12 protein-coding genes, 1 tRNA gene and 1 pseudogene are annotated in these 15293 nt (G+C 34.6%); 10 read left to right on the top strand and 4 right to left on the bottom strand.

The features are described from left to right. Window positions 1-16: 16 nt before the first annotated feature. Entirely contained in the window at window positions 17-922 is a 906-nt protein-coding gene (locus K5R64_RS09415; protein ID WP_220762950.1) for a DUF4145 domain-containing protein, read from the bottom strand. Between the two features lie 352 nt (window positions 923-1274). Between K5R64_RS09415 and K5R64_RS09410 the strand changes: the two genes are divergently transcribed. Together K5R64_RS09410 and K5R64_RS17290 are read left to right on the top strand one after the other, a co-directional pair. Next, window positions 1275-2207 (top strand): pseudouridine synthase, encoded by a 933-nt coding sequence (locus K5R64_RS09410; RefSeq protein WP_220762949.1) that lies wholly within the window; start codon window positions 1275-1277, stop codon window positions 2205-2207. Window positions 2208-2308: 101 nt separating this feature from the next. Continuing rightward, window positions 2309-2395 (top strand): annotated as a pseudogene (locus tag K5R64_RS17290) (DDE transposase); the annotation flags it as partial. A gap of 148 nt (window positions 2396-2543) precedes the next feature. Here the strand turns inward: K5R64_RS17290 and K5R64_RS09405 are convergent. Further along, a tRNA-Phe gene (locus K5R64_RS09405) sits at window positions 2544-2616 on the bottom strand. Between the two features lie 99 nt (window positions 2617-2715). Here K5R64_RS09405 and K5R64_RS09400 point away from each other — a divergent pair. The 6 genes from K5R64_RS09400 (at window position 2716) to K5R64_RS09375 (ending at window position 8962) form a co-directional block, all read left to right on the top strand. Beyond that, complete coding sequence (locus tag K5R64_RS09400) at window positions 2716-3450, top strand: type III pantothenate kinase (RefSeq protein ID WP_220762948.1); 735 nt, start codon at window positions 2716-2718, stop codon at window positions 3448-3450. Continuing rightward, the gene (locus K5R64_RS09395; protein WP_220762947.1) at window positions 3443-4663 is read left to right on the top strand and encodes a hypothetical protein; all 1221 of its coding nucleotides are present in this window, start codon (window positions 3443-3445) and stop codon (window positions 4661-4663) included. Before K5R64_RS09400 ends, K5R64_RS09395 begins: the two co-directional genes overlap by 8 nt. A 38-nt stretch (window positions 4664-4701) precedes the next feature. Then, complete coding sequence (lptC, locus tag K5R64_RS09390; RefSeq protein WP_220763014.1) at window positions 4702-5253, top strand: LPS export ABC transporter periplasmic protein LptC; 552 nt, start codon at window positions 4702-4704, stop codon at window positions 5251-5253. A gap of 46 nt (window positions 5254-5299) precedes the next feature. After that, window positions 5300-5494, top strand: a complete 195-nt coding sequence (locus tag K5R64_RS09385; RefSeq protein WP_220762946.1) for a hypothetical protein — start codon at window positions 5300-5302, stop codon at window positions 5492-5494. Window positions 5495-5497: 3 nt separating this feature from the next. Then, window positions 5498-6757, top strand: coding sequence for a hemolysin family protein (locus K5R64_RS09380; RefSeq protein WP_220762944.1), 1260 nt, complete (start codon window positions 5498-5500; stop codon window positions 6755-6757). A gap of 108 nt (window positions 6758-6865) precedes the next feature. After that, entirely contained in the window at window positions 6866-8962 is a 2097-nt protein-coding gene (locus K5R64_RS09375; protein WP_220762942.1) for a peptidylprolyl isomerase, read from the top strand. Window positions 8963-9039: 77 nt separating this feature from the next. Here the strand turns inward: K5R64_RS09375 and K5R64_RS09370 are convergent, their stop codons facing one another. Continuing rightward, a complete protein-coding gene (locus K5R64_RS09370) occupies window positions 9040-9957 on the bottom strand; it encodes a GYDIA family GHMP kinase (RefSeq protein ID WP_220762940.1) in 918 nt (305 codons plus the stop codon). Window positions 9958-9975: 18 nt separating this feature from the next. Then, on the bottom strand, window positions 9976-11292 hold the full coding sequence (locus K5R64_RS09365) for a hydroxymethylglutaryl-CoA reductase, degradative (protein ID WP_220762939.1): 1317 nt from the start codon (window positions 11290-11292) through the stop codon (window positions 9976-9978). Window positions 11293-11469: 177 nt separating this feature from the next. Between K5R64_RS09365 and K5R64_RS09360 the strand changes: the two genes are divergently transcribed. Further along, window positions 11470-13644 carry a S9 family peptidase gene (locus tag K5R64_RS09360; RefSeq protein WP_220762938.1) on the top strand — a complete coding sequence of 725 codons (2175 nt, stop codon included), beginning with the start codon at window positions 11470-11472 and terminating at the stop codon, window positions 13642-13644. A gap of 59 nt (window positions 13645-13703) precedes the next feature. Next, window positions 13704-15248 carry a peptide MFS transporter gene (locus tag K5R64_RS09355; RefSeq protein ID WP_220762937.1) on the top strand — a complete coding sequence of 515 codons (1545 nt, stop codon included), beginning with the start codon at window positions 13704-13706 and terminating at the stop codon, window positions 15246-15248. Window positions 15249-15293 lie beyond the last annotated feature (45 nt).

The raw sequence follows: 15293 nt of genomic DNA, 5'->3' as shown, positions 1-15293 counted from the left end.
GTTAAAAGATAAAAGTTTAAAACGGTAAATCATCATATTCTTTGCCAGTATATATGAATAATTGTGTTTCTGTATTATCACTATTTTTGATAATCTGGCCTAGCTTTAAAAATTCGATATTACCACTATTAATTTTATTTATTAGAATTTTTTCAGCACTTTCTAAATCGATTTTAATTCTTCTTATATGTTTTCCTAGAAATCCTTTTATGTTTTTTTCTTCGTCTTTTAGATAAGCTTGTATAGAACGCCATAAAAAATCTTCAAATTCAGAATATTCTGTAATATAGGTGTCGAGTATAGATTTAGCTTCTTTATCTAAAATGTAAATATTTTTCAGTAAATTTTCAATTATATCAAGTACTAACATTAATTTGCTTTCCGTCGGAATTTCCATTTCATGAACTGAATCATTTCCTAAAAACCTAATTGTATGAAGACGTTCCGCTTCTCTTTCTGTAATCAATCTGTTTTTAGCTAAATTATTTATTTTAATTTCTAGATTATTTCCTTTTATTTTTTCTTGAATACATATTGCTTCGATTACTGCTCGAAATCCAACTCCAGCTAACAAATTACTATTACCTTTAAGAGCTAAGATTGTTTGAGAGTAAACATCTGCAATTTTACTAGGAACTGTATATAGATTTTTTATTTCAGAATGTCCTTTTATAATCAGAGGAAAAAGTTGTACAGTAGTTTTATGTTTTTCACCAATTTCTTCATCATCTTCAAGGTCTACATCCCAATAATCATGTTCTTCTGTTCTAAAACTTACATTTTCACACCCCAAACATTCAACGACCTGTTTGAATATTGTAAACTCTTCCCATTCTCCGTGGTGTATTTTTTCGAAAAGAACCGAGTGCTTTGTTTCATTTCGACATGATGAGCAGTAATTCTTAATTATTTGTACATCCATGTTAAGCTATTGTTTTTTATAACTAGTATAAATATTTACTTTTTTTGTCAATTTCAGAATTATGACCAACTTTTATTAAATCACTTTATAATAGAGGAAATTTATGTAAATCTAGTTCTAATGATGCTATTGAATAGCTTTTTAAACAAATATATGAATTTTCTTAATTGGTTTTAAGAACTTTTAGCGCTAAAAGCTTGAAAGGAAAGGCAGGATTAGCTCCAGAAAAATGATTTTGAAAAAATTATTGGGTAACTCCTTCATTAGTCCGTTTTACTAGTTGTGACTTAATGACTTGGAAGTAGCTGTTTGCAATAATATAAATAGTATCTTTGCGAAAATTATTAAGATTATGAATAACAAGCAAGGCAGTAATAGAGGCGGTTCTAGACCAGGTGGTTCCAGAACGAATTCGAATAAGCCAACCCGAGGCGGAGCCGAACGGAGTGCAACTAAACCCGCTATGCCAAAAAGGGCGCAAGGACCTAAAAAAGCTAAAGTAAATACCAAAGTTGTTGAAGAGGAAGGGGCTAAGGCAAAAAAACCAAACCAAGCACCTAAGAGACAAAAAGCAAAAGACGAAATGCGTTTAAATAAATACATTTCGAATTCAGGGGTGTGTTCGCGTCGTGATGCGGATATTTACATCCAATCAGGAAATGTAAAAGTAAATGGAGTTCCTGTAACCGAGATGGGTTACTTAGTGAAACCTGGTGATGAGGTGAATTTTGACGGAGTGAAATTGACACCAGAGAAAAAAGTATATATCTTATTGAACAAACCTAAAAACTTCACCACGGCACTTGATGAAGGTCAGGAATACCGAAATGTATTGGAATTGGTGAGAGGCTCAACTACGGCAAAAATAGCTGCTGTAGGTCGCATGGATAAGAACACAACGGGTTTGTTGTTGTTTACCAATGATACCGATATGATTCGGAAGTTTAGTTTGCCTAACCAAAAATCTTCCAAGATTTACCAAGTGTCATTGGATAAAAACTTAAAATTTGAGGATTTGGAAAAAATCACCAAAGGATTGGTAATTGAAGGACACCGTGTGTATGTGGAAGAGGTGAGTTATATTGAAAACGAGCCTAAGAGCGAAATAGGATTAAAATTACGTTCGGCTAATATCAAAGTGGTGCGTTCTATTTTTGAACATTTGGATTATGATGTATTGCGTATCGACCGCGTTTCATTTGCAGGATTGACTAAGAAGAATTTACCTCGTGGTAATTGGCGATTGTTAACGGAGCAAGAAATTATCAATCTAAAGAATATTTAGTATAGTAATCATCTATTAATTGAAATCCCTTTTGTGACTGCAAAAGGGATTTTTTTAGACCATTAAGGGATTGTTTTTCAACATAAACATGTCCGCCACAGGCAAAAATCAAAGCTTTTAGAGCGCAATTTAGAGGTGTTAGAAAAATTGATTTTTTCCTGTTTAGATTATCCAATCTTTTTGCCTAATCCCCAACTTTTGAACTTGATCCATTATTTTTTTCCTATTTAGATTATCCAATCTTTTTGCCTAATCCCCAACTTTTGAACTTGATCCGAAAGTGTGCCATCCGAAATGAATTAAAAACAAAAAACCCACTCGTTTGAGTGGGTTATGTGGTACCTCCAGGGATCGAACCAGGGACACACGGATTTTCAGTCCGTTGCTCTACCATCTGAGCTAAGGTACCTTGCTTATTGCGAGTGCAAATATAGGATGTTTTTTGGTTTCACCAAAACATTTATTTAAAAAAATCTATTCGTATCTTCGCCTTATCTAATTTTGAAATATGATTCTAACAATTGATGTGGGGAATAGCCGAATTAAAGGCGCTGTCTTTGAGGGGGATACTATTTTGGAGCTGTTTGTTTTTGAAAAAAAAGAGCTTCAAAAAAAAATTGAATTTATTTTAAAAAAATATCCAAACTGTACTTATTTAGTTGTGGCTTCGGTCGGAGATGTCGAAAAAAAGACCTTTTTAGCATTCGAAAACCAAATTTCGATACATTTTATGGCCTCTAATGATGTTTTTCCTTTTGTGAATAAATACGAAACGCCCAAAACCTTAGGGATTGACCGTATGGTTCTTGCGGCGGGTGCTGTTTTAAAGTACCCCAAGTGCAATCGTTTGGTGATAGATGCAGGGACTTGTGTTACTTATGATTTTATTAACGAGCAGGATCATTATTTAGGAGGAGCCATCAGTCCCGGAATTCAATTGCGATACAAAGCCTTGCATGATTATACGTCTAAATTGCCATTGTTGGAGTTGGGTTCTCCTGAATCTTTTATAGGAGCATCAACAGGGGCTTCGATACACTCGGGTGTAGTCAATGGATTGGTCTGTGAAATAAAAGGATTTATAGAGCAATATCAGGAGATTAACCCAAACTTTATCATAATTTTAACTGGTGGCGATACAGATTTTTTGGCTAAACGATTAAAAAATACCATATTTGCCAATTCAAATTTTCTTTTAGAGAGTTTGAACCAAACTTTTCAATATAAAATCGAAAATGATTAAAAAAATTCTAATCTGTCTTTGTTTGTTTACAGGGCTACTGTCTTTTGCTCAGGAAGGGACTTCGTCTCCTTATTCTTTTTACGGTGTAGGTGAAGTTCGATTCAAAGGGACTGCTGAGGTGCGTGCTATGGGAGGAATTGCAGTAGAACAAGATAGTATTCATATTAATTTAGAAAATCCAGCTAGTTTTTCAAATTTGAAGTTGACTTCGTTTGCTGTAGGAGGAACCTATAATTCGACCACTTTAAAGAATGATTCCAAATCGGAAAAAGCCAGCAGGACTACGTTGGATTACCTAGCAGTAGGGTTGCCATTAGGTAAGTTGGGTGTCGGTTTTGGATTGATTCCGTATTCTTCTGTAGGGTACAAAATTCAAACCATTGCAGCTGATGAAAATTCTAATACGACCAGTTTGACTAGTTCTGGGGGTTTGAATAAAGCGTTTGTTGGAGTGGGGTATGCTATTACGCCTAAATGGAGTGTCGGCGCCGATTTTAACTATAACTTTGGAACAATTGAAATTATCAATTCTGAAAGTAAGAGTAATGTCGAATCCGGAACCCGTGAAACCAATACGTCTAAATTGTCAGGTGTGAATTTTAATGTAGGGGCGATGTTTCAAACTAAGTTAACTAAAAAACTAAGTGTTTATAGTAGCTTGAATTATACGATAGCCAACGATTTGAATTCCAAAAACGAAAGAGTAATCGAGACTGCTTCGGAGGTTTCAGAAATTGAACAGCCAGATGAAACTATTTCTTTTGCATCCAAAATTAGTTTGAGTGCAGGAATTGGTCAGCCAAAAAAATGGTTGATTGGTGGAAGATTGGTTTATCAGCAAGCGTCGGATTTGTCTAATAGTTATAACAAAGCGGCCAATGTGACTTATGGAACGTATGGAAGTGCAAGTCTAGGAGGGTATTATATTCCAGAGTATAGTTCCTTTACTAATTATGCCAAACGCATTGTGTATCGAGGTGGGCTTAAATACGAAAGAACGGGTTTGGTTATCAATTCTGAGTCAATCAATAATCTAGCCGTTACTATGGGGTTAGGGTTTCCTATCACAGGATCTTTTTCTAATATTAATCTAGGACTAGAACTTGGAAAAAGAGGTACGACAGCTTCAGGCTTGATTCAAGAAAATTACGCTAATATAAGTATTGGTTTATCGTTTAATGATAAATGGTTTGAAAAGCGTAAATTTAATTAATTCCAAATCAGGAGAGCTTTTAGCAGTAGGACATCATGATGTGTAACAAAGGGAACAACGGCTTTTGGGTTATCGCAGTATTGGCTGTGGTATGTTTTTGGGGTTGTGAAAGCAATTTTAAAGAGGTTCAAAAGAGTAATTATTCAGAGTTTATTCCTGGAGGTGATGCGGATGCTGTAAATCTCAAGTATACTGACTCAGGCTTGATAAAAGTAATTTTGCTAAGTCCTAAAATGTTGGATTATTCTAATGTAAATTTTCCCTTTACTGAGTTTCCCAAAGGTATTGATTTGACTGTCTATGATGCTAAAGCCAAAACTACTCGCATTACAGCCAATTATGCAGTTTCTTACGGAATGACCAATATCATTGATTTGCAAGGAAAAGTGAGGATTCAATCTCAAGATGGACAATTGCTAGAAACGGAACAGTTGTTCTATGATCAAAAAAACGAATGGTTTTTTACTGAAAAAAGGTTTAAATTTACAGATTTGAAAGGAGTTTCTAATGGTCAGGGAATTGATTTTAGCAAAGATTTTAAAATAATCAATTCACAAAGAATTACGGGAGAAGTGGAATCCGCGGAATAATACAACTGTCCAACTGGGGTAACCAAACATTAAAATTATCACTAAAATGAATTACTTAAAATATACGCAGTACGTTTACCTTGTTTTTGCCATCTACTTTATTTATGATGGTATCATGAAATGGAATGTGTCCGAAAACAAACCTTGGTTGCATTTTATGATTGCCGCAATGGCAATTTTCATGTTTTTCTTCAGAAGAAATTTTGCCAATAAAATGAATGACCGAAATAAAAAATCTTAATACATGGAAGTTAGTATTATAATATTGTGTTTAATACTAAGTGCTTTTTTTTCAGGAATGGAAATTGCATTTGTTTCCTCCAATAAGATTTACCTCGAAATAGAAAAAAAACAAGATAATTTTTTATCTAAAATCTTAATTAAACTTACTGAAAAACCCTCAAAATTTATTGCAGCCATGCTTATTGGTAACAATATCGCACTGGTAGTATATGGTTTTTTTATGGGTGATTTACTAATGGGTTGGATAAATACCCTCCCTTTTGCATTGTCCAATTTTTCCAATTTGTTTTTGCAAACGCTGTTGTCAACAATTATAGTGTTGATTACGGCAGAATTTTTTCCTAAAGTTTTTTTTCAAATTTACGCCAATACTTTAATCAAGTTTTTTGCGATTCCAGCTTATTTTTTTTATTGGTTGTTCTATTATTTGTCATCGTTCTTTATTTGGGTTTCGGATTTGATTTTGAGAAAATTTTTTAGAACCGAAGGAGATCAAGTTCAAATGTATTTCAGCAAGGTAGAATTAGGGGATTATATCACGGAACAAATGAGTACCGTTGAAGATGACGAAGAGATTGACTCCGAAATACAGATGTTTCAAAATGCCCTAGATTTTTCGAGTGTAAAAGCACGAGATATTATGAGTCCAAGGACCGAAATCGTGGCCATCGATTTGTTTGATTCTATCCATGAATTAAAAGAATTGTTTATTGAAACAGGTTATTCTAAGATTTTGGTGTATCAAAATTCCTTAGATGATATTGTGGGATATGTACACTCTTTTGATTTGTTCAAAAAACCAAAAAATATAAAATCAATTGTAATTCCTGTAGAATTTGTTCCGGAAACCATTTACATCAAAGATGTAATGAATTTGTTAACCAAAAAAAGGAAAAGCGTTGCTGTGGTCTTGGATGAATATGGAGGGACTTCGGGGATTATTACTATTGAGGATATTGTCGAAGAGCTTTTTGGTGAAATTGAAGACGAACACGATTCAGATGAGGAATTGATTGAAAAACAATTAGACGAAAATACATATTTGTTCTCAACCCGTTTGGATGTCGAATATTTGAATCAAACCTATAAATTAGACATTCCGGAGAGTGATTCGTACGGTACCTTAGGCGGTTTTATTGTAGATTTTACTAAAAATATTCCTCAAAAAGGGGAGGTGATTATCATAGATGATTATCATTTTGTGATTGAAGAAGCTACAAATAAAAAAATAGAATTGGTTAAATTGACTTTAAAAGAGTAATTTTTTTTATTCCTGCAATTTTTTTGCAAAATAAAAGGGCACAATTGTAAATATTAATCATATAATTGTATTTTCGCAAACTGAATATAAAATTAACAACAATATAAAATGGCAGTTTTATCAAAAATTAGACAACGTTCCGCATTGATGATTGCGGTAATAGCATTGGCTTTATTTGCATTTATCATAGGTGATTTATTCAAAAGTGGTAGTTTTAGCAGTACTTCAAAAGATGTAGGAAGTGTTAATGGAAAGGATATTTCATTTGAAGATTTTAGAATAAAAGTAAGCAATGTCGAAAAAAGCGGTCAAGGAATCTCTGCTACAGCTGCGGCTAATAGAGTATGGGAAGAAGAAGTTTCTGTGGCCTTATTGACTTCTGAGTTTGAAAAATTAGGATTACGAGTGGGAGAAAAACACTTGATAGAAGTGTTGAAGGCAGACCCAAATATCGGTCAAAATCCACAGTTTTTAAACGGAGCTGGAATTTTTGATTTAGCTAAATTTAAAGAGTTTTTCAAATCAAACCCTGCATTGGCTGAAAGTTTAAAAGAAAGAGAAAAAAGTGCGGAATTGAATGCTAAATTCCAAATCTATTCTACTTTGGTTAGAGCAGGTAGTTACACAACTAAAAGCGAAGGAAAGTTGAAATACGAAATGGAAGCTGATAAAGTAAGTTTTGCTTATGTGGCTGGATTGTTTTCAACTATCAAAGACAGTGATGTAAAAATTACGGATAGCGAAATTACAGACTACATGAAGAAAAACGAGAAAAAATTCAAATCAGAAGAATCTCGTGAAATCGAATACGTATTAGTAGAAGACAAACCATCTCCTGAAGATATCAACGAGGTTAAAGCTAAAATTACAGGATTGTTATCTGGTAGCGTAGTGTATAACCAAGCAACGGGTAAAAATGATACTGTTGCAGGATTTAGAACAACTAAAAATATTGTAGAATTTGTAAACTCAAATTCGGATGTTCCTTATGATTCTACCTATATCGCAAAAAATCGTTTACCTGCGGTTGATGCTGATAAATTATACAATTTGGCTCCAGGAGAAATTTATGGTCCTTATGTAAATGGAGATTACTACTGTATTTCTAAATCATTGGGAAAAAAGAGTGGTGTTAATGCCAAAGCTAGTCACATCTTAATTAGTTACGAAGGAACTCAAGTCCCTAACCAAAAAGAGAAAAGATCCAAGGATCAAGCACGTGCTAAAGCAGAAAGTTTATTGGCACAAGTAAATGCTAATCCGGAGAGTTTCTTAATGTTAGCTTATACCAATTCGGATGATTCATCAGCTCAACAAGGTGGCGATTTGGGTTATTTTGGGCCTGGTCAAATGGTGAAACCTTTCAATGATTTTGTTTTCAATAATGCTATTGGAAAAATTGGATTGGTAGAAACAGATTTTGGATACCATATTATTAAAGTTACAGATAAGCAAGATGGAGTTCGTTTGGCTACAATCGCTCAAAAAATTCAACCATCTGAAGCAACATCTGATAAAATATTTACAAAAGCAACTCAGTTTGAAATGAGTGCCGCCGATAAAGATTTCAATCAAGTAGCAAAATCTATGGGATTAACAGTTAATTCTGGAATATCAGTAAAAGCAATGGATGAGAACTTTGGAGCTTTAGGTAATCAAAGAGCTATTGTAAGATGGGGATTTGATAGTGATACTGAAGTAGGTGATGTGAAACGTTTTGAAGTGGCCAATGTAGGGCATGTTATCGCTAGAGTGAAATCAGTAGATGATTCAGGTTTAGCGCCATTAAGTCAAGTAAGACCTTATGTGGAGTCTATTTTGAAAAACAAGAAAAAGACAGAAATGCTAAAAGCTAAAATGACTGGTAACTCAATTGAAGCAGTTGCAAAAGCGGTAGGTGCTAAAGTATTGCAAGCTACAGATGTTACTTTGGATAATCCCATGTTAGAGAATGTAGGTCAAGAGCCTAAAGTAGTAGGTAATGCCCTTGCTTTGAAGCCAAATGCACTTTCGGCTCCTATAGAAGGAACAATGGGGGTATATGTGGTAAAAAATATCAAAACCACTAAAGCGCCAGCTATTAAAGATTTTGCTCCGTATGTAGCTAAATTAAAAGCGCAGTCAGCGGGTGATGCAAACCGTATTTTACCAGCACTTAAAGACATTGCTGAAATAAAAGACAATAGAAAACAATTTAATTTCTAATTCGTTAGATTTAATCCAACAAAAAGACCGATGTTCAAATGAGAATATCGGTCTTTTTTATTTGAGTTAAAAGGAAATTACGAGCGTATCAATTCATCATAAGTGAAGACAACGCTATATCCTTTTTCAAAGAAATAATCCTTGGGGTTAGTAGAAGAAACAGCCATTACAAAATCGCCTCCCCATGCACCAAGACTTTTTATGGTCCCTTTGAAATCAGGGAATAATAATTCCTTGACGGTACATGTTTCTAATAAAAGACTCATTTTGGCTTCGTGTTTTTCAAGGGCATGGGCAAAAGAAGCTATTGAGTTTGCTTCCAGTAGTTCGGTGGTAATAAGGTTGATTTTGTTGATGTTTCTGTTTAAATCTTGATTTTTATTAACGTTGTAGTTTGCAATAGCTGTTTTGCTACTTTGTTTTTTATTCAGATATACAAAGTAAATATGATTAGTAAAATCAGGATGGAATGGAATGGGGTGCACAATAGGTTTTCCATTTTCTAATTGGTATAAAATAGGACTGTTATTTTGTGCACAGGCAATATCATAACCACTCCCTCCAAAACTTGAATTTAATAAATCAAAGGCATTGATGTTAAGCCATTGTGCAATATTATTGATTAAGGTGGATGAAGTTCCAAGCCCCCATTTTCGCGAAAAAGTAAGTTCTGTTTGTATGCGATAACCGTTATCAGATTTTACAAAAGCGGGGTTTTGCAGATAAGCATGGTGTAAGATGGTTACTAAGGTGTTCCTTACCGACTCGGACGCAGTGGGTTGGTAATGGGTGATTTCCTCAAATAAAATAATGTCTTCAAACCAAATTGTTCCATCAGCATCATAACTTTTCCAAGCTATTTCCTGTGGGTTGCCATGTTCAATAATTAAGTTTTGACCTAATTGTGTGGGCAATGCAAAGGCTTGTGCGCCATCTAAAACTAAATATTCACCAGTGATTAAAAGTTTTCCATTGCTATAAAAAGTTTGTTTCATCTGAATGTTTTACTACTGTTATTGTCTTAAGCTTTCAATGAAATTAACTACACCACTATGCGATACGACATGGTGTTTGAAGTGATTTCGTACTTCATGACGTTCTTCTTCGGTTGCTTCAAACTGGTTTAATATATTATTCAAATGCATTTTCATGTGTCCTTCTTGTATTCCTGAGGTTGTTAAAGAGCGCAATGCAGCAAAGTTTTGTGCTAGTCCAGCTACCGCTACATATTGCATTAATTCTTCAGCAGACGGATTTTGTAGCATTTCTAGGGATAGTTTGACCAAAGGATGCAAACTTGTTAATCCTCCTACCGTTCCTAATGCCAGTGGAATTTCTAACCAAAAAGAGAAGATTCCATTTTCGATTTTGGCATGTGATAAACTCGAGTATTGTCCTTTACGTGCGGCATAGGCGTGAATACCAGCTTCGACAGCACGAAAATCATTTCCAGTAGCAATAACAACAGCATCGATACCGTTCATAATCCCTTTGTTGTGGGTTACAGCGCGATAAGGTTCTATTGCAGCAATGGTAACAGCTTGTACAAAACGCTCGGCAAATTCTTGAGGATTGGGTATGTGTTTTTCGGCCAAGTCTTCCACCGGGCAGGAAACTTCGGCTCGAACAATACAATTGGGAACATAATTAGACAAAATGCTCATGATTACCTGAATATTCTTTTCGGTTTCAGTGAATAAATCAAAAAGTTGCGCTTCATTTTTTAGAGTAGTAGCAAATTGCTCTAAACACGAATTGATAAAATTAGCTCCCATGCTATCTTTTGTATCAAAGGTGGCATGCAATTGGAAATAATTATCCATTTCATTCGTCATATCTCTGAGCTCAATATTCAGGATTCCGCCTCCTCTTTTACGCATATTAGCCGTTAAATTTTCAGTTTCGGAATAAAATTTTGCTTTGGTTTGAGCAAAAAACAAATCTAGTTTGGAAACGTCACCTTGGTAAAGAAAATGTACTTGACCTATTTTTTCAGTACCAATGACGGTGGTTTTAAATCCGCCACGTGTGGACCAGAATTTAGCAGCTTTAGAAGCAGCTGCTACCACTGAACTTTCTTCAATAGCCATCGGAATGGTGCTGTATTGACCATTTATCAAGAAATTGGGAGCAACACCAAGTGGGATGTAAAAATTAGTTATCGTGTTTTCTATAAATTCGTCGTGAAGTTTTTGGATTTTAGCATCGGAGTTCCAGTATTTTTTTAGTAAAGTTACTGCTTCCTCTGGTGTGCTAAAATAAGTTGAAGCAATCCAATTTATTTTTTCTTCTTTAGATAATTTCGAAAATCCTGAAAAGGGTAGGTTCATGCTTGGATGTATTAAAAACATAATTAGCTGCAAAGATACATTTTTAGCTGTTTTATCGGACACTAATTATGAAGCTTCGGTTGGTTTAGTGCTGCCAAATATTTTTATAGCTTTTAACGTTCCTAATGGAGTTTAAATGCAAAATTTTCTGTAAAATTGGTATTTAAAAATTCAGTTATGAAGAGTCGTTGTTTTATTATGGTATTGCTTTTGTGTAGTCAGGTATTTTTTTCACAAGAAAAGCTATCTATTGAAACTATTTACAGTGGTGCTTTTCGTCCACAAGCAATGGAAGAATTCCAAACCTTGAAAAAAAGCAATCAATATGCTGTCTTGCATTATGATGATGCCCAAGCAAGTATTCAGATAGATTTGTACGATTTTGCCACATTGAAAAAAGTAGCCACAGCCTTTGATACGAAAAATTATACCCGATTGCCACCGGTAGAAGCATATTCTTTTGATCCTACAGAGCAATTGTTGTTGTTGGCTTGTAACATACAGCCTATTTATAGGCATTCGTTTAAGGCCGATTATTTTATTTATGATAGAAATAAAAAAGAACTAACGCGATTAACGAATACTCCTGTACAAGAACCTACTTTTTCACCCGATGGAAAACAAATTGTTTTTGCTTCTGATAACAATTTGTTTTTGTATAATGTGGTGTCTAAACAGACGATTCCTTTGACTCTTGACGGGAAGAAAAACGAAATTATCAACGGAATTTGCGATTGGGTTTATGAGGAAGAATTCTCTTTTGTAAAAGCGTTTGATTGGAGTTTGGATAGCAAAAAAATTGCCTACATCCGATTTGACGAACGTCAAGTTCCTTCCTTTGCTATGACTGTTTTTGAAAAATCGCTTTACCCTAGGGTAGAGACTCTAAAATATCCTAAAGCAGGGGAGAAAAACGCTACGGTGTCTGTGCATTTGTATGATGTAGATACCAAAACAACTTCAGCGGTGTCTCTTGAGCAGTATAAGGATTTTTATATTCCACAAATACAATGGACTAAAGAAGCAAATGTACTTGCTGCAAAAATTTTAAATCGCCATCAAAACAATTTGGATTTGCTGTTTATTGATGCCAAGACAGGGAATACCAAAGTGATTTTGAATGAAAAAAATGATAAATACATTGATTTTATAGACAAGAGCAGTTTGACTTTTTTGGCTGACAATCGGTTTATATGGACCAGCGAGCTGGACGGATACCATCACATTTATATATATGATAAAACAGGAAAATTAATTCGCCAACTAACAAAAGGGAATTGGGAAATAACTCAATTTTATGGTTTGGATGAAAAAAATAAAAAAATCTTCTATCAATCGGTAGAAAATGGCTCTCTTAATCGCGATGTGTACAGCATTGATTTAGATGGTAAAAATAAAAAACGTCTGTCTCAAAAAACAGGAACTCATGACGCTACTTTTAGTTCGGATTATAGTTATTATATCAATAGTTATTCTTCGGTTACAACACCTACCGTCTATACGTTAAACGATGCGAAAACTGGCAAAGAATTGCAATTCATTGAGACTAACGAAACTTTAAAATCACGAATGCTATCGTATGATTTGCCTTCAAAAACTTTCTTTACGCTAAAGACTGATGCTGGCGTGTCTCTTAATGCTTGGATGATAAAGCCTAAAAACTTTGTAGCAACAAAAAAGTATCCTGTAGTAATGTATCAATATTCAGGGCCAGGCTCTCAAATGGTGAAAAATGAGTGGCTCAATTACAATGACTTTTGGTTTATGCATTTAGCAGAACAAGAGTATATTGTAGTTTGTGTAGATGGTCGAGGAACTGGGTTTAGAGGCGAAACTTTTAAAAAAATGACCTACAAACAATTAGGAAAATACGAGGTTGAAGATCAGATTGCCGCGGCTAAAGTACTTGGTTCTTATTCGTATATCGATAGTAGTAGAATTGGGATTTTTGGGTGGTCGTTTGGTGGTTTTATGGCTACTAATTGTATTTTGAAAGGGAATGATGTTTTTAAAATGGCTATTGCTGTGGCACCAGTAACGAATTGGCGATTTTACGATACCATTTATACCGAGCGCTACTTGCAGACACCTCAGGAAAATCCACAGGGGTATGACGATAATTCGCCAATCCATTTTGCCAATCAACTACAAGGTAAACTGTTGTTGATTCATGGTAGTAGTGATGATAATGTGCATGTACAAAATTCAATGCTCATGATGGAAGCCTTAATCCAAGCCAATAAACAATTTGATTCTCAAATCTATCCTGATAAAAATCATGGAATTTATGGAGGAATGACTCGAATTCAGTTGTATCACAAAATGACAAATTTTATCAAAGAGAGTTTATAATCTATTTTTTAGATTATTTTTACAGAAGAACAACTATTTATAAATCATAACACCTACTTATGAATCAAAATACAGCAGAAGATACGTTTTTTAAGAATCCCGTTTTAGGACATCCAGCAGGCTTATTTGTATTGTTTTTTACCGAAATGTGGGAGCGTTTTTCCTATTATGGTATGCGCGCTTTATTGGTGTTGTTTCTAACGACATCGATTGCCAATGGAGGTTGGGAATGGAAAATAGAAGATGCAATGGCATTATATGGTACGTACACCATGGTGGTTTATTTTACACCAATTATAGGTGGTTATTTGGCTGATAGATACCTTGGTTATCGGTGGGCAGTAGTATTGGGAGCTTTTGTAATGACGTTGGGTCATGCTTCGATGGCAGTAGAGACGCCTTTGTTTTTATATATTGGAATTACCTGTTTGATGATAGGAAACGGTTTGTTTAAACCTAATATGACTTCTATTATTTCCAATGCCTATGAGAAACACCCTGAAAAGAAAGACGGTGCCTATTCGCTATTTTATATGGGAGTAAATGCAGGAGCCTTTTTAGGAATTATGCTTTGTGGTTATATTGGTGAAAAGGTGTCTTGGAGTTTGGGTTTTGGTCTAGCAGGAATTTTTATGTTTTTTGGAATGTTGCAATTTTATTTTACACAAAATATTTTTGGTACCATTGGATTGCCTCCTACTGCGGAATCTAAACTGATTTCTAAAGAAAAAGAAGCCCAAGAAAATACAGCACCCCATATTATTCGAGACCGCATCATCGCAGTGGTTATTTTTTCTGTTTTTTCTGTTTTCTTTTGGGCAGCATTTGAACAGGCTGGTGGGTCGATGACTATTTTTGCAGAAAAATTTACACAACGAGAATTATTTGGAAATACGGCTTGGATTTTTAAAATCACTGATGCTCTACTGACCCTTATTCCTTTGGTCGTTATTACCTATGTGTTGGTGAAATTGTTCTCAAAAACCGTTAAAGATTATGCGTTAGGAAACAGTATTTTGTCTCTTAGTTTTGTCATTATTTGGGGAATCGTAATTTGGAAAATTAACCGCGATTTTTCAACTACTGAGACTGAGGTTCCTGCTTCTTGGTTTGGGATTCTTAACTCGTTGTTTATTATTTGTTTTGCTCCTTTTTTTTCCAAATGGTGGGAAAGTCGTTATAATATTTCAGGACCAATGAAATTTGGATTAGGCTTAGCGCTATTGGGACTTGGTTTTGGGTTTTTAGCTTATGGGAGTATGGGAATTACCGCTGATTCTGTAGTGCGCGTGAGTATGATTTGGTTAATCATGGCTTATTTGTTTCATACTTTAGGGGAATTATGCATTTCACCAGTGAGCTTGTCTTATATCAGTAAATTAGTTCCTGCAAGTTGGATAGGTATAATGTTCGGAGTGTATTATCTGTTTCTAGGAATGGGGAATAAATTAGCAGGTTCAATGGGTGGGTTGATTGAAACAATTAGTCAGCAATATAGTTTATCGACCTTTTTCTTGATTTTTACCTTAATTCCTTTAGGATTAGGACTGTTAATGATTGTGCTTTCGCCTCTTATGAAAAAGTTAATGCATGGTGTAAAATAAAAATAAGGCATTATATTTGTTTAACCATAAAAAAAGAAAAACCAA

Source organism: Flavobacterium sp. UMI-01 (genome assembly GCF_019656315.1).
In the GTDB taxonomy this organism is placed as follows: Bacteria; Bacteroidota; Bacteroidia; order Flavobacteriales; family Flavobacteriaceae; genus Flavobacterium.
Note: the sequence above shows the minus strand (reverse complement) of the source record. Positions and strands in the feature narration are given on the sequence as shown.